The organism is Paenibacillus sp. FSL H7-0690, assembly GCF_037980415.1.
GTDB classification, from domain to species: Bacteria; Bacillota; Bacilli; order Paenibacillales; family Paenibacillaceae; genus Paenibacillus_AQ; species Paenibacillus_AQ odorifer.
Genome location: NZ_CP150281.1, coordinates 6,538,136 through 6,553,463, shown reverse-complemented (window position 1 = coordinate 6,553,463; position 15,328 = coordinate 6,538,136). Strand labels below are relative to the sequence as shown.

The following is a 15,328-nucleotide window of genomic DNA, read 5'->3' as shown; positions in this document are numbered from 1 at the left end:
AATGAAACGGAATCTTTGGGAGGAAAGTGCCATGAGTGATTTGTTTAAAAAAGCGATCTCTTTAGGAGTGGGCCTCACCATTGTCAGTAAGGAAAAAGTAGAGAAGGTTGTTGAAGAACTAGTGAAACGCGGGGAGCTTGCTCCTTCGGAATCTAGGGCTCTCGTCGATCGGCTAATTGAACGTGGTGAGGAAGAACGAGGCATGTTCAAATCTGCTGTACAAGAGCAAGTACAACGCGTGCTGAAGGAAATGAATGTGCCTGTACAAAACGATATTGCCGAGCTGGAAGGGCGAATTGCAGTATTGGAGCGCCGGTTGGCCGAGCTAGAAGGGATTTCCCATCTAGAGGGAACATCGGCGGAAACGCGTTCGGACTAAATGGCAGTACGCATTAGACATGCCGGACGTTACCGGGCAATCGCCATGGCGCTTATGCGCCATGGTTTTGGCTATATGGTGGAAGAGCTGGGGCTCTATCACTTACTATCCCTTCCACGTCGTCTTGTAACGCAGGAAGCACACACAAGCCTTACGCTTGGGGAGCGGATTCGGCTGGTGCTGGAGGATTTGGGTCCAACCTTTATTAAGCTGGGACAACTCGCCAGTACCCGTTCAGATCTGCTGCCTGATTCTATTATTCAGGAATTGGTAAAACTACAAGATAATGTGCCTCCTTTTCCTGTCGACCGCGTGCGCGCGATCATTGAGCAGGAACTGGATCAGCATATGGATGAAATCTTTAATTCTTTTGAGGATACGCCACTTGCTGCCGCATCCATCGGTCAGGTGCATAGGGCTGTGCTTCACAGTGGACAAGTCGTAGCTGTTAAAGTTCAACGTCCGGGTATTCTGCGAACGATGAGCAGGGATTTGGAAATCCTCAAAGATTTAAGCACGCTTGCTGAAAAGCGGCTCGCTTGGGCGAGGCAATATCAGCTGTGCCGTATGGTAGAGGAGTTCTCGAAATCGCTGCTTGGCGAGCTGGATTACAGCCAAGAGGGGCGTAATGCAGAGAAAATCGATCAGCAGATGGATTATGAGGGAGTGTACATCCCGGATATCTATTGGGACTATACGTCAACACGAGTGCTGACGATGGAATATGTGGTAGGGACAACGCTGAGTCGTCGCGATGAGTTGCTGAGTAAAGGCGTTAAGCTTAAAGCCATTGCTCAGCAACTTGTGGAAATGATGCTTAGACAAATCTTCATTCATGGTTTTTTCCATGCTGATCCTCATCCGGGCAATGTTATACGGATGGGTGATGGAAAGCTGGCTTTGATTGATTTTGGCATGATGGGTCGGCTGAATGAGGAGATGAAGGAGCAGCTGTCTGCACTTATTATCGCTCTGATGCGCAAAAATACGGATGCGATGGTCCGGGCAATTTTGCGTCTTGGAGTCATTCCTGAGGATGCTGATCGAAGTGCGCTGCATGATGATATGGATCGGCTGCGGGATGAATATTATGATGTTCCATTTAGCAAAATGAGTATAGGCAAAGCCCTGAATGATCTGTTCGGCATAGCGCGAAAACACCGTTTAGTGCTGCCGCCGGATTTGACGATGTTAGGGAAGACAATGCTCACGCTGGAGGGAGTCATCAGCAACTTAGATCCAACCATCAGTATTTTGGAGATGGCGGAACCCTTTGGGCGGGAACTTGTGAAGCAGCGCTTTAGCGGCAGTCGATTGCAGCGTAAGTTCCTGGGAGGCGTAGCCGACTTAACAGAGAGTCTGCTGGAGCTTCCTGGGCAGGCTAAGCAGTTATCCGCGCTGATCAGTAAGGGAAAGATAAAGGTGGAGATTGTGGCACCTGAGATGCAGAATCTGGAGCGTAAGCTGGACCGGGTAGGTAACCGTTTAGCATTCAGTATTGTGATGCTCGCGTTTAGCATCATCATGACAGGACTCATTATTGGTACTGCGATGCGTGGACAGCCTTCAGTGTTATGGAATTTCCCTACAGTGGAGGTTGGCAGCGTAGTGGCTCTTCTGATGTTCTTGTGGCTGATCTATGCGATTTTTAAATCGGGAAGGTTCTAGCTTAAGGGATTTGAATAATTATTCTTCAGCAGTTTCACACAAATGCCTTTCTATCAAGTACAATATAAAAGATAACTTTCTAAGCTTAACTTTACTTCTATTGTATAAAGTGGAATGGAACGCAAATGGAGTGCCGTCTTAACGTCCGGTGGATCGCTGCTGCCCAGAAACCGAACTTTGACCGCACTCTTTTAACGGGTCAAGGGATACATGGGACGGAAGGATGCCGGTGACGGTGTTCTTCCGCTTTTGTTTGAATATAGCTGAATCTGAAGCATATGCCCCAGAACAGGACAGCCTATGCAGGCTGCCTCATACAGGGCTTTTGAAGACGGAAGTTAAGAAAGAGATGTAATCAAATTAAACCGAGAAAATAGTGAGGTGGAGAATTTGCCGGGATTTAAAGATTTAGGAGTTTCAGAATTACTGTGTACATTGCTTCAAAGTCAAGGCATTGTTAAGCCTACGCCAGTGCAACAGGAAGCCATTCCGCCATTGGTGCAGGGCTTGGACGTAATAGCTAGAGCGAAGACAGGTACAGGGAAGACCTTGGCCTTTTTGCTGCCAATTATGGACAAGATCCATACAGAGCGGGCTTACCCTCAGGCGCTGATTATGGCTCCAACACGTGAGCTGGCTTTGCAAATTACAGAAGAGGCACGCAAGCTGGCGCGTCACACGGATATCAAAATATTGGCAGTTTACGGAGGTCAGGATGTAGAGAAGCAACTGCGCAAGCTGGAAGGCGGCAGACATCTTATCATCGGTACACCGGGCAGACTTTTGGATCATATGCGCCGGGAGACGCTGGATCTTAGCGGCGTAAAAATGCTCGTTCTGGACGAAGCCGATCAAATGCTGCACATGGGCTTCTTGGAGGATGTTGAGACCATCATTACGGCTGTCCCTTATCGTCGTCAGACTATGTTGTTCTCCGCGACAATGCCTGATCCGATTAAACGTCTCGCTGCTAATTACATGAAAGAGCCACTGGATATCATCATTAAGAGTGGTTCTCCGATTCCGCTGGATAATATCAAACAGCAAGTAGTGGAATGCTCGGACCGTAATAAAGAAGAAGCGCTCAAATCCCTCATTGAACGGGATCGTCCTTACTTGGCTATTATTTTCTGCCGGACGAAACGACGGGTATCCAATTTGAACGAAGCGCTGCAAGCAGCCGGTTATGAATGTGACGAGCTGCACGGTGATTTGTCCCAAGGTAAACGTGAAGGCGTGATGAAAAGATTCCGTGATGCGAAGCTGCAGCTGCTTGTAGCGACAGACGTAGCAGCTCGGGGTCTGGATGTTGAAGGTATTACTCACATCTTTAACTATGATATGCCGCTTGATGTGGATAGCTATATTCACCGGATCGGCCGGACTGGCCGTGCTGGAGGCAAAGGGCTTGCAATAACTTTCGTATCTCCACGTGATCAAGAGGGTCTGGATTTGATCGAGCATGGCATCTCGCAGCGGCTGGATCGCCGCCGTTACGAGAAGGATGAATTCGGCGTTGGCGAATTCATCCCTGTGCAAGGCGGCGGACGCCACGGCGGTCGCCAAAGCGGCGGCGCTGAGGCAGCGCGCACGGGCCGCGGGCCGAAGACCGGCGGCTCTGGCCGCGGCGGAGCTCCGCGCGGCGAAGGCGGAGCGCGGCAAGGTGGCCGTGGCCGCGGTAAAGAAGCAGGCGGCTGGGGCGCGCCTGCAGAAGGTCGCCGCGGTCGTTCCGATGCGGCGGCGGGCAAGCGTGGCGGCAGCGGCTATGACGCTGCTGCTCCTAAGGGCGGCGGCAAGGCTGCCGGCGTAGTGCGAGTAGGCGGCGGCTATGGCGCCTTCGCCTCCAGAGGCGAAGCGTCTGCCAGCGGCAACGCGGCAACGCCTAGCGCTGGTTCGCGCGGTGCGAACCGGAAGGGCGGACCAAGCACTGGCTACAGTGAGAACGTAGCTAGAGGTGCGGACGGCGGTGCCTACACTGGAGGCACTCCACGTGGCGGCTTAGGCAGCGGCTACGGTGCAGGCCCGTCTAGAGGCGGCAAAGGTGGTAAAGGCAGCAAAGGTGGATACGCCGGTGCCAAGGGTGGCGCTGCTGGCAAAGGCGGCCGCAACAGCGGCGGCGGATCTTCACGCGGTGGCCGTAGCAATGGATCCGGTGGCTTTAAAAGCGGCGGTCGCGGCACTTCCAGATAAAGTTAGTAGAGTTTTATAGATGAAACTTGTTACCATAGGGTAGTTAGCGCTGAAGCTAATGACCTATGGTAACCTTTATTTTATAGCGTGGAACATATTGATTTTTATATTAAAAATAGGTTCTTAGTGAAACATTTATGAAGGAAAGCCTGTCTAATAGATAAATAGAATGTTCGGCTTCGAGGAGGAAGAACTTACAGATGTCAAAAAAATTTAAAATTATAATCTTGTTAATTGTCGTTATTGCTGTCGGTTGGGGAATAGGAAAGTACACGTCTCCTTCTGCTTCGGAGAGTAACGGTTCAAATATAAATGTGGGGGATAATCTTCAAGGTGAGCCTGGGGAGACGGGGGAAAGTGATGGAGGGGGGATTACAGACCCGGCAGTAGCTGATCCATCGGATACAACAGATCCATCAGAACCCTCTAGTCCGCCTGAATCAGGCGGTGATAATGCAGGTAGTGTTCCAGATTCTATATCTGCAGAGCCTGATAGTATTACAGTGATGGTAAATAAGCAGTATGGTTTGCCTGATAATTATAAACCAACGGATCTTGTCTATCCTGATGTCCGGTTTACCTTCAAAGAGAAAATCGAAAAGCGTATGATGCGCAGCGAAGCCGCTAAAGCCTTGGAGAAGATGTTCGCAGGTGCAGAAGAAGACGGAATTTATTTAGCAGGCGTTTCTGCCTACCGCTCACAGGCAACCCAGACGACTTTGTATAACCGTTATGTGGAGAGAGATGGGGAAGAAAAAGCCCGTACTTACAGTGCAGTCCCTGGCTATAGCGAGCATCAGACCGGGCTGGCTATTGATGTCTCGGGAAGTGATGGCAAGTGTGCCGCTGAGAGCTGTTTTGGTGGGACGAAGGAAGCCGAGTGGTTGGCCAAGCATGTAGGGGAATATGGTTTTATCATCAGATATCCTGAAGGTAAGCAAGACATTACCGGATATAAGTACGAGCCTTGGCATATCCGTTATGTAGGTAAGGACATTGCTGCCTATATCAATGAGAAGGATATTACGTTGGAAGAATATTATGACGCAATTCCGGTATCGAAATAACACAGACGCAGAGAGCAGTCCTATGAAATTTGTAGGGCTGCTTTTTCTATGGCTATAAAAAGAGTTCAGAAGTTGCATTCCCTTACAGTTCGGGTAAGATACGTAGTGTAGTCTAAGTAAAAGGAAAGAAGGGGAATAAAGATGTCGATCTACAATTTTGCCGGCGTTACACCTTCGGGTAAAGAAGTGCCGTTTGCGGAGTATGAAGGTAAGGTGCTGCTGATTGCTAATACGGCTAGTAAGTGCGGACTTACGCCACAGTATGGAGATCTTCAGAAACTATACGAACAGTATAGCGATCAAGGACTTGTAGTATTAGGATTCCCCTGCAACCAGTTTGCGGGCCAGGAGCCAGGTACGAGTGAAGAGGCTGAGGAATTCTGTCAGATTAATTATGGAGTTACCTTTCCGGTATTCGCCAAAGTTGATGTTAATGGACCGGATGCCAGCCCGCTTTTCAATTATTTGAAGGAGCAGCAGCCTGGTGCTGGGGACAGCAGCGACATTAGCTGGAATTTCACGAAATTTCTAATTGATCGCAGCGGCAATGTAGTGGCTCGTGTGGAGCCCAAAGAATCGCCGGAAACGATGAAACAACATATTGAGTCACTACTGTAGATCCATTATGGGGTCAGTTGCAGAGTGATCCTCCAAGTATCCCCTCGACTCGGTTTCGACCGATGCTCGCGGGGATTTTCTTTTTTTAAAGGATTAATGGAGATTGTCTTGAATTTTTATTGTGATAAATTATACTTGACGCTTTAAAAAGACGATGTATCCTTTGAAGAGAATATAGCAACTGTGCGAACATGCATAAAAAAGCGGAGTACAGCAGGATAATAACGGCAGGAGGGTTTTATACAAGCATGAAGTTAATTACAGAGGTAGCAGCACAAGCAGGAATCGACGAGCAGCATCTGGAACTATACGGCAAATATAAAAGCAAACTCTCACCTTCCTTATGGGAGGATATGAAAAACAAGCCAGATGGCAAGCTGGTTCTGGTCACTGCGGTGAATCCGACCCCTGCTGGCGAGGGTAAGACCTTAACAACCATCGGGTTGGCGCAGGCAATGAATGCAGCAGGAGTGAAGACCGTGGCTGCTTTACGTGAGCCCTCGCTTGGACCTTGCTTAGGGATGAAGGGCGGTGCAACAGGCGGCGGGAAGTCGCAGATTGTTCCGGCTGATGAGATTAATTTGCACTTTACCGGTGACATTCATGCGGTAACTTCTGCGCATAATTTATTGTCCGCAATGATTGACAATCATATCTTCCAAGGCAATGAGCTGAGACTGGATCCGCAGCGTATCGTTTGGAAACGTGTCATGGATATGAACGACCGCAGCCTGCGCAGTATTGTGACTGGGCTCGGGGACGGAAATGGAGCGGTACGGGAAAGTGGCTTTCAGATTACAACGGCTTCTGAGATTATGGCTGTGTTATGCTTATGCGATAACCTTATTGATCTCAAGAAGCGTTTAAACCGTATTCTGATTGGATATGACCAAGAGGGACAACCGGTAACAGCCGAGCAAATCGGGGCCGTTGAAGCGATGACAGCGCTGCTTAAGGAAGCAGTTAAGCCAAACTTGGTACAGACTCTGGAAGGTACGCCTGTTATTGTACACGGGGGGCCGTTTGCGAATATCGCTCATGGCTGCAGCAGTGTTATTGGCACTCGTTATGCCCTTAAGCTGGGAGATGTTGTGGTCACCGAAGCAGGCTTCGGAGCGGATCTTGGTGCAGAGAAATTCATGGATATCAAATGCCAACAGGCCGGGTTAAACCCTTCTGCTGCTGTTCTTGTCGTAACTGTTAAGTCCTTAAAATATAACGGTGGTGTGCCTAAAGGTGAGCTTCTAACCGAGAATCGGACGGCGCTTCGCGCGGGATTGGTGAACTTAGAACGTCATGTAGAGAATCTCGGTAAATTTGGAGTCCCTGTTTTAGTTGCCATAAATCATTTTGAAGGGGACAGTGAGGGCGAGATTAATGATGTATTGGAGGCCTGCCGCAATTTAAACGTGCCAGCTGCGATCTCAAAAGTATGGGCGGAAGGTAGTGCAGGTGGACAGGAATTGGCTTCTGAACTGAACAAGCTCTTGGACAATAGTGGCCCGAGCCAGTTTGCTCCTCTGTATGAGAAGGATCTCGACATTTCATCCAAAATCAACAAAATTGTCCGTGAGATCTACCGCGGGGCAGAAGTGAACTTTTCTCCGGCGGCTAAGCGGAGTCTGGCGGTTATCGAGCGGCTTGGGCTAAATGATCTTCAAGTATGTTTGGCGAAGACGCCTTATTCCTTCTCCGACCAGCCTAGACTCCTCGGAGCACCAGAAGGCTTTACGATTGGTGTCCGAGATATTACCCTTTCGCTTGGTGCAGGTTTTGCGGTAGTTATTACAGGCAATATCGTTACGATGCCAGGTCTGCCAGCTAAGCCAGCCGCTGAGGGACTATGGATGGATGAGGACGGAGAGATTCACGGTTTGGTGTAAAAGTGTTTTAATAAAAGGCTTCTCCTTGTTGGTATTAGAGGGGAGGCCTTTTTTTATGCTTCCTTTGGATTCCTGCAAATACGGATCATAATGTACCTCCCACGTGGCAAAGCTAACGGAGTCGCATTCGGCAGCAGTGGCGGAAAAAACTTAAAATTGTGAACAATATGAGGATATAGGTAAAAAAGACTTGTAATGTGATAAATATCACAATATAATCAGTTTATAAAGTGAAATAAATCACAACTAACCCATTGTTGATCAGATTCCATCATTGATCGGTCATGCAAGTCAAATATATAACCCGATTGTCCATTTGAAGGAGGAAGAAATAATGAAAGTAGCTGTCATTGGATGTACCCATGCCGGAACCGCCGCAATTGTGAATACTGCTCAACTTTACCCGGATGCCGAGATTACTGTATATGAGCGTAATGATAATATTTCCTTCTTATCCTGTGGGATTGCCTTGTATGTAGGTGGAGTGGTTAAAGACCCAGAGGGGCTATTCTATTCTTCACCAGAAAAGCTTGCAGAGCTTGGCGTAAAGACCAATATGCGTCATGAAGTAACTGCAGTGGATACGAAGTCCAAAACATTGCGTGTACGCAATCTGGAGACAGGCCACGAGTTCGCTGATACCTACGATAAGCTGATTATGACTACAGGTTCATGGCCGATTGTGCCGAAGCTTGAAGGATTTGAACTCGAGGGGATTTTACTTTCCAAGAACTATGATCATTCCAACACTATTATAGAAAAAGCTAAACAAGCAAATAAAATCACCGTCGTCGGCGCTGGATATATCGGCGTAGAACTGGTGGAAGCTTTTCAAATGAATGGCAAGCAAGTTACACTAATTGATGGTGAAGATCGCATTCTGAGTAAATATCTGGACCAGGAATTTACTGCACCGATCGAACAATCTTTTCAGGATCATGGGATTAAATTGGCACTGAATGAGAAGGTTAGCTCTTTTGCAGGCAAAGACGGTAAGGTAACAAAGGTTATTACAAGCAAAGGTGAGCATGAGACAGATCTGGTCATTCTCTGCATTGGTTTCCGTCCTAATACTGAACTCTTAAAAGGTCAAGTCGATATGCTGCCTAATGGTGCCATTGTAGTCAATAACTATATGCAGACTAGCTGCCCGGATGTATATGCCGCTGGCGACAGCTGTGCGATTCATTACAACCCTACAGGCAAACACGCCTATATCCCACTGGCAACCAATGCCGTACGGATGGGAACCTTAGTTGCGCGCAACTTGGTAACAGAGACCATTCCTTATATGGGTACACAAGGAACTTCGGGCATTAAGATTTATGAAGACAATATCGCTGCAACAGGGCTTACTGAAGAAGGAGCTAAGGCTGAAGGAATGGACGTAGAAACCGCCATGATTATTGATAACTACCGTCCAGAATTTATGCCCACCTTTGAGCAGGTTCAGTTAAAAGTAGTGTTTGATCGCGCCACACGCCGTATTCTCGGGGCTCAAATTATGTCCAAGATGGATCTGACGCAATCGATCAACACAGTGTCTGTATGTATTCAAAATCAAATGACAATCGACCAACTTGCCTTTATCGATTTCTTCTTCCAACCGCATTACAACAAACCTTGGAACTTCCTGAATACAGTAGGTCTTCAAGCGCTGCCGACAACAGTACCAAGCAAAGAGGCTGTAACGGTTTAAAAAGGGACGTTGTTCCTGAGTGATTTATCGACGAAAAAGACAACCTTATAAAGCTTGAGAAGCAGCGATCCTCCTGTTACGGGAGGATCGCTGCTTTTTTTGTTAGGTGCTGAATAGCTGCTTGGGTAGATGCAATCCAATGGCTTCGGTGATGGTAGCAAGCCAAATATGCTCAAAAGCTACGTATAAGGTCAACTGAGTCCGATCGTGGTAAGTCACCGCCCTCCGCAGAAGATTTCGGACTCAGAAGCCGCTAATTAGCAAATAATCGCCGTTTGAGCGTGGTTTCGGACTCCAATGCAGCTATTACATAGAATGAGTTACAACTAGTGTGTTTTTGGTGCTAATAGCGACTATGGGGTCCGATAGCGAGCCAAATGTGCTCAAAAGCTACGAATAGGGTCAACTGAGTCCGATCGTGCCGAGTCATCGCCCTCTGCAGAAGCTTTCGGACTCAGAAGCCGCTAATTAGCAAATAATTGCCGTTTGAGCGTGATTTCGGACTCCAGTGCAGCTATTACATAGAATGGGGTACAAACAGTGTGTTTTTCGTGCCAATAGCGACTATGGGGTCCGATAGCGAATCAAATGTGCTCAAAAGCTACGTATAAGGTCAACTGAGTCCGATCGTGCGGAGTCACCGCCCACCTCAGAATTTTCCAGACTCAGAAGCCGCTATATAGCAAATAATCGCCGTTTGAGCGTGATTTCGGACTCCAGTGCAGCTATTACATAGAACGAGTTACAACTAGTGTGTTTTTCGTGCCAATAGCGACTATAGGGTCCGATAGCGAGCCAAATATGCTCGAAAGTTACGATTAGGGTTAACTGAGTCCGATAGTGCTGAGTCATCGCCCTCCGTAGAAGCTTTCGGACTCAGAGGCCGCTAATTAGCAATAAATCGCCGTTTGAGCGTGGTTTCGGACTCCAGTGCAGCTATTACATAGAACGAGTTACAACTAGTGTGTTTTTGGTGCCAATAGCGACTATGGGGTCCGATAGCGAGCCAAATGTGCTCGAAAGTTGCGATTAGGGTCAACTGAGTCCGATCATGCGGAGTCACCGCCCTCCGCAGAAGCTTTCGGACTCAGGAGCCGCTAATTAGCAAATAATCGCCTTTTGAGTGTGATTTCGGACTCCAGCGCAGCTATTACATAGAATGAGGTACAACTAGTGTGTTTTTGGTGCTAATAGCGACTATGGGGTCCGATAGCGAGCCAAATGTGCTCAAAAGCTACGAATAGGGTCAACTGAGTCCGATCGTGCCGAGTCATCGCCCCCCGCAGAAGCTTTCGGACTCAGAAGCCGCTAATTAGCAAATAATCGCCGTTTGAGCGTGGTTTCGGACTCCAATGCAGCTATTACATAGAATGAGGTACAACTAGTGTGTTTTTCGTGCCAATAGCGACTATGGGGTCCTATAGCGAGCCAAATGTGCTCAAAAGCTACGTATAAGGTCAACTGAGTCCGATCGTGCCGAGTCACCGCCCTCCTCAGAATTTTTCGGACTCAGAAGCCGCTAATTAGCAAATAATCGCCTTTTGAGCGTGATTTCGGACTCCAGTGCAGCTATTACATAGAACGAGGTAAAACTAGTGTGTTTTTCGTGCCAATAGCGACTATGGGGTCCGATAGCAAGCCAAATGTGCTCAAAAGTTACGATTAGGGTCATCTCGGTCCAATGTCCGGGTGTGGGCCAAATATGCTCAAAAGCTACGATTAGAGTCATCCGAGTCCGATAGAATGCCGATAGTGAAGTATGACTATAGTGAGGTATGACTCCAGTTAGGTATAGCTCCAGTGAGATATAGCTGCATATAGGGTCAACGGTGTCCGATAGCTGCTGCGTACGCTCAAATGTAATCCAACGAAACAAGATATGCTGGCTTAGCCGGTCATACACAAACTTCTATTTGTGCACAGGTCGCAGTAAATTTGACATGTCAGTGAAAACTTTCACTTAGTTTTCTCAAAGTGATAATTATCACGTTAATGTGTTTTACGACACGCTACAATGGTCATAAAGGAACAAATTTGAAGTAAATAGATGAAGGGGATAGGAACCATGGCTTATAGCAAACCGCAGCAAATTGCCGAAGTAACTGTAGAGAACGGCATAAAAAAAGCTCATAATCCGCTAAGTACCGTACTTATTCTGGGCTTTTTGGGAGGAGCGTTTATTGCGCTCGGGTTTTTATTAGATATTCGCGTCATTGCTGGCGCACCACAGGAATGGGGTTCCATTGCTAACTTTATCGGAGCCGCAGTCTTCCCCGTTGGGCTGATCATGGTACTCCTTGCAGGTGGAGAACTACTGACAGGGAATATGATGGCCGTGCCGCTTGCTTTTATGGCTAAGAAGATTTCTTTCTGGGAAGTTGTGAAGAATCTTTTGCTCATTACGATTAGTAATCTGGCAGGGGCATTATTTGTAGCTTATTTCTTCGGTCATGTGGTGGGTTTAACTTCAGAGGGTGTGTATTTAGAAAAATTGGTGGATATGGCTGGTCATAAAATCGATGCAGAATTCTTTCCGGCATTTGTTTCGGGTATCGGCTGTAACTGGCTCGTTGCGCTGGCCGTATGGCTCTCCTATGGAGCAGATAACTTCAGCGGCAAAATCCTTGGTATTTGGTTCCCAACGATGGCCTTTGTTGCGATCGGATTCCAGCACGTTGTAGCTAACATGTTCCTAATTCCAGCAGCTATTTTTGAAGGTTACTATTCATGGGGGCAATACTTCACTAACTTTGTTCCCGTCTGGCTCGGAAATCTAACGGGTGGGGCAATATTTGTCGCAGCTGCCTATTGGATGGCATACTTGCGTAAAGCACCTACGGCTATTCAATCCGTAGATAGCATGTCCGGCAGCAGTGTCAAAAAACACGCTTAAGCTCGTCTTATAGAGCACTCCATAGAACATTCAAGGTCTGCCTTATTGGTGGCGTTAATGTTTTAGGGGTGCTTTTTGTTATGTAGACACAAAAAATCCGCCGTGATTTATCCGCGCTCGGGGGAACGAAATCGGATCACGGCGAATTTTGAAGGGGGAGTGTTTCTAGGCTCTATTACCCCGTCTTTCTAAAAGCGAATCAGTTTCTTCTTGTTTAGTTTGCTTTACGGACGACAGCCACGGCTTTAAAATAAGAATAGATATTAGAACTAGGGAGGACTGCGGACGTGAACCCCAAGGGAGACGGGATATTTCATGCGATATGTGCGTCTTATCCTCTAGATTTCATGCGTACTTTATCACGATAAAACGTCAATGTGTATGCTTGCTCATAGCCCTGTTTTGGGATGATACTGGATGAATTAATGACACATATATAACAGGGGATGTACACTACTTATGAAGTTTTTACAGGCATATCCAAAAGAAGTGAAAATATTTCTAATTGCCAGCCTAATTAACGCAACAGGTAGTGCGCTGATGTGGCCGCTCGTTACGATGTATGTATTTGATGAGCTTGGACGCAGCATGTCAGATGCTGGACTGGTGATTCTTATTCAATCGGTTGGTGGGATCGTGGGTCAACTACTCGGGGGCTCACTCTATCATAAGGTAGGCGTTAACCGGCTGATTGTCGGAGCGCTCGCCATGAATGCTTTGGCACTGTTCACCTTGCCGGCAGCTAGTAACAACTGGACGTTATTTATGGTAGCAATGGGACTGGTAGGATTATTTAATTCCTTATCATTACCTGCCATTCAGGCATTTATCGGCTTTCGTTTCACGAAGCAGCGTGGTGAGCTGTTTAATGTTATTTATGTCGCCAATAATATTGGTGTAGCACTGGGGACGGCATTAAGCGGGTTTTTGGCCGATATTTCCTATATGCTAAGCTTTGTAATGAATGGTGTAACTTCGGCGGTATTTGCGGGTTTCTTTTTTATATATCTGAAGAAAATCGGTGGAGAACCTGCGCATGAGGTAATGGGGCATCAGAAGAATGAACCAGAGAAACAATCCACGTGGAAGCTAATGGGGCATACTCGTATTTATCTTTATATGGGGATCGGTTCTTTGTTCCTGCTTCTCGGTAACTCTATCTGGAATACAGGGGTATCTCCGTTCATTATTTCAGAGGGCTGGCCTAAGAAAACTTATGGTTTTCTCTGGACACTGAACGGTATTTTGATTTTTGCAGCTCAGCCATTGGTAACAATGATTAAGCGCTGGTTCGCGTCTACCTCAACGGCGCAAATGACTGCAAGTGCCCTGTTTTATTTGGGTGGCTATGCGTTTCTTTTGTGGATGCCTAATTATCCTGGCTTAGTTCTTGGAATGGTGCTTGCTACACTGGGAGAAATGCTGATTTCTCCAGCGATGCCATCCTTTATCTCGGATCATGCGGGGCGCAGCGCACCGTTTTATTTGGGACTAAGCGGAGGGATTGGTGCAGTCGGGAGAGTCATTGGCCCTTACTTCATGGGCAGACTGTATGATAGTGGTGGTTTGGCACCAACAGCCTGGCTGGCCTGTGCGATGGCGCTGCTGTCTGTAGGATTTTTCGTCATCCATGCTTTATTCAATCGTAAAGGCCATTCGTTAGAGCGGTCCCTAGGATAACTATACACAGTGGATTCCAACATCTGCTGTGAATTCTATAGAGGTGCAAGGCAAGGGGTGTACATCTTATGAAACAAATCAACAAGGCAAGGTTAACTATTAGACCCTCAGAGATTAAAGACGTGCGAGAACTGATTGATCTGGACCATCTGATTTGGACAGAGGATACTAGCCCGGGACCTATGTTGTGGCGCTCACAAGAAGATTTCTTACTGAATGCTCCCCCGGGATCACAGCTCGTAGCGCTGCAAGATGACAAGCTATGTGGATATGTCGGGTTTGGCTGCCCTAGTAGAATGGAGAGCAACCGGCATGTGTGCGAGGTTAATATTGCTGTTCATCCGAACTATCAACGTTTAGGCATCGGCCGGCAGCTCATGGAAGCCATTAAGGAACACGCTGCGGCGCATGCTATTCGTAAGCTTCGTCTGCGTGTATTATCCTGCAATGAATCAGCGATTTCTTTTTACCGGGAATGCGGTTTTGTGGAAGAGGGGCGTCTGCGGGAGGAGTTTTATCTTGGCGGTCGTTATGTGGATGAGATATTTATGAGCTGCATGCTGACAGGAGGAAATGGATATGGAGATCGTCTCGCTTAATGTCGGTCGGCCGGTGACGGTGGATTATCGGGGAAAACCTTTGGAGACCGGAATTTATAAAACGCCTGTAGATGGATCAGTTCAGCTACATACCAATGGATTTGTTGGAGATGGCCAGGCAGATCTTAAACATCATGGAGGTCCTGACAAGGCGGTATGCGCCTATCCCATTGAGCACTATCCGTATTGGGAACAGCAGATGGGAAAGAAACTGGAGTACTCGGCTTTTGGAGAAAATATCACCACAACGGGTCTACTGGAGACAGAGGTGTGTATTGGCGATGTATATGAAATAGGCACCACTTTGCTTCAGGTTAGCCAACCACGATACCCTTGCTTCAAAATCTCACAAAAGCATGGACCCGCAGATCTACCGGCTCAAGTTCTGGATACAAGGTATAGCGGATTTTACTTACGTGTACTTCGTGAAGGAATGATTTCAACCGGCGATGCAATTGTCAAAAAAGAAAACGGAGACAGCAATGCTTCCGTGGCGCATGTACTGCATTTAATGCAGGTTGGGCTGCAAGAGGAAGCTGCTCTGGCAGAGCTTGTGGAGCTGGAAGCTCTCTCAGCCGTAGTACGGAACAAGTTTCGAAAACAACTGGGTATGCCAGAGATCTAATCTTGGTCTGCACAATAAAATAAACCT

Annotated in this window: 11 protein-coding genes; all 11 read left to right on the top strand. The window is 47.4% G+C overall.

All coding sequences use genetic code 11. From position 1 onward, the window contains the following. The first annotated feature begins 31 nt into the window (after positions 1 to 31). The 11 genes from MHI32_RS28870 (at position 32) to MHI32_RS28820 (ending at position 15,301) form a co-directional block, all read left to right on the top strand. Positions 32 to 379 (top strand): phasin family protein, encoded by a 348-nt coding sequence (locus MHI32_RS28870; protein ID WP_036681962.1) that lies wholly within the window; start codon positions 32 to 34, stop codon positions 377 to 379. Then, the gene (locus tag MHI32_RS28865; protein WP_076123972.1) at positions 380 to 2,047 is read left to right on the top strand and encodes an AarF/UbiB family protein; all 1,668 of its coding nucleotides are present in this window, start codon (positions 380 to 382) and stop codon (positions 2,045 to 2,047) included. A 390-nt stretch (positions 2,048 to 2,437) separates the two neighbouring features. Then, positions 2,438 to 4,237 (top strand): DEAD/DEAH box helicase, encoded by a 1,800-nt coding sequence (locus tag MHI32_RS28860; RefSeq protein ID WP_081383618.1) that lies wholly within the window; start codon positions 2,438 to 2,440, stop codon positions 4,235 to 4,237. A gap of 200 nt (positions 4,238 to 4,437) precedes the next feature. After that, positions 4,438 to 5,304 (top strand): M15 family metallopeptidase, encoded by an 867-nt coding sequence (locus MHI32_RS28855; RefSeq protein WP_340011529.1) that lies wholly within the window; start codon positions 4,438 to 4,440, stop codon positions 5,302 to 5,304. A 141-nt stretch (positions 5,305 to 5,445) separates the two neighbouring features. Beyond that, a complete protein-coding gene (locus MHI32_RS28850; RefSeq protein ID WP_036681956.1) occupies positions 5,446 to 5,922 on the top strand; it encodes a glutathione peroxidase in 477 nt (158 codons plus the stop codon). 248 nt (positions 5,923 to 6,170) lie between these two features. Continuing rightward, on the top strand, positions 6,171 to 7,805 hold the full coding sequence (locus MHI32_RS28845; protein WP_339188800.1) for a formate--tetrahydrofolate ligase: 1,635 nt from the start codon (positions 6,171 to 6,173) through the stop codon (positions 7,803 to 7,805). Between the two features lie 334 nt (positions 7,806 to 8,139). Continuing rightward, on the top strand, positions 8,140 to 9,504 hold the full coding sequence (locus MHI32_RS28840; RefSeq protein ID WP_076123965.1) for an FAD-dependent oxidoreductase: 1,365 nt from the start codon (positions 8,140 to 8,142) through the stop codon (positions 9,502 to 9,504). 2,065 nt (positions 9,505 to 11,569) lie between these two features. Continuing rightward, positions 11,570 to 12,397, top strand: a complete 828-nt coding sequence (locus MHI32_RS28835) for a formate/nitrite transporter family protein (RefSeq protein WP_036681949.1) — start codon at positions 11,570 to 11,572, stop codon at positions 12,395 to 12,397. Between the two features lie 459 nt (positions 12,398 to 12,856). Then, entirely contained in the window at positions 12,857 to 14,077 is a 1,221-nt protein-coding gene (locus MHI32_RS28830; RefSeq protein WP_076279115.1) for an MFS transporter, read from the top strand. Positions 14,078 to 14,145: 68 nt separating this feature from the next. Next, a complete protein-coding gene (locus MHI32_RS28825; RefSeq protein WP_076123959.1) occupies positions 14,146 to 14,676 on the top strand; it encodes a GNAT family N-acetyltransferase in 531 nt (176 codons plus the stop codon). Beyond that, complete coding sequence (locus MHI32_RS28820) at positions 14,657 to 15,301, top strand: MOSC domain-containing protein (RefSeq protein ID WP_340011526.1); 645 nt, start codon at positions 14,657 to 14,659, stop codon at positions 15,299 to 15,301. The genes MHI32_RS28825 and MHI32_RS28820 overlap by 20 nt, the downstream gene beginning before the upstream one ends. Positions 15,302 to 15,328 lie beyond the last annotated feature (27 nt).

What these genes read in the sequence shown, in the direction of transcription:
- MHI32_RS28870 (WP_036681962.1), top strand. Translation starts at nt 32, where the DNA reads ATGAGTGATTTGTTTAAAAAAGCGATCTCTTTAGGAGTGGGCCTCACC.
- MHI32_RS28865 (WP_076123972.1), top strand. Translation starts at nt 380, where the DNA reads ATGGCAGTACGCATTAGACATGCCGGACGTTACCGGGCAATCGCCATG.
- MHI32_RS28855 (WP_340011529.1), top strand. Translation starts at nt 4,438, where the DNA reads ATGTCAAAAAAATTTAAAATTATAATCTTGTTAATTGTCGTTATTGCT.
- MHI32_RS28850 (WP_036681956.1), top strand. Translation starts at nt 5,446, where the DNA reads ATGTCGATCTACAATTTTGCCGGCGTTACACCTTCGGGTAAAGAAGTG.
- MHI32_RS28845 (WP_339188800.1), top strand. Translation starts at nt 6,171, where the DNA reads ATGAAGTTAATTACAGAGGTAGCAGCACAAGCAGGAATCGACGAGCAG.
- MHI32_RS28840 (WP_076123965.1), top strand. Translation starts at nt 8,140, where the DNA reads ATGAAAGTAGCTGTCATTGGATGTACCCATGCCGGAACCGCCGCAATT.
- MHI32_RS28835 (WP_036681949.1), top strand. Translation starts at nt 11,570, where the DNA reads ATGGCTTATAGCAAACCGCAGCAAATTGCCGAAGTAACTGTAGAGAAC.
- MHI32_RS28830 (WP_076279115.1), top strand. Translation starts at nt 12,857, where the DNA reads ATGAAGTTTTTACAGGCATATCCAAAAGAAGTGAAAATATTTCTAATT.
- MHI32_RS28825 (WP_076123959.1), top strand. Translation starts at nt 14,146, where the DNA reads ATGAAACAAATCAACAAGGCAAGGTTAACTATTAGACCCTCAGAGATT.
- MHI32_RS28820 (WP_340011526.1), top strand. Translation starts at nt 14,657, where the DNA reads ATGGAGATCGTCTCGCTTAATGTCGGTCGGCCGGTGACGGTGGATTAT.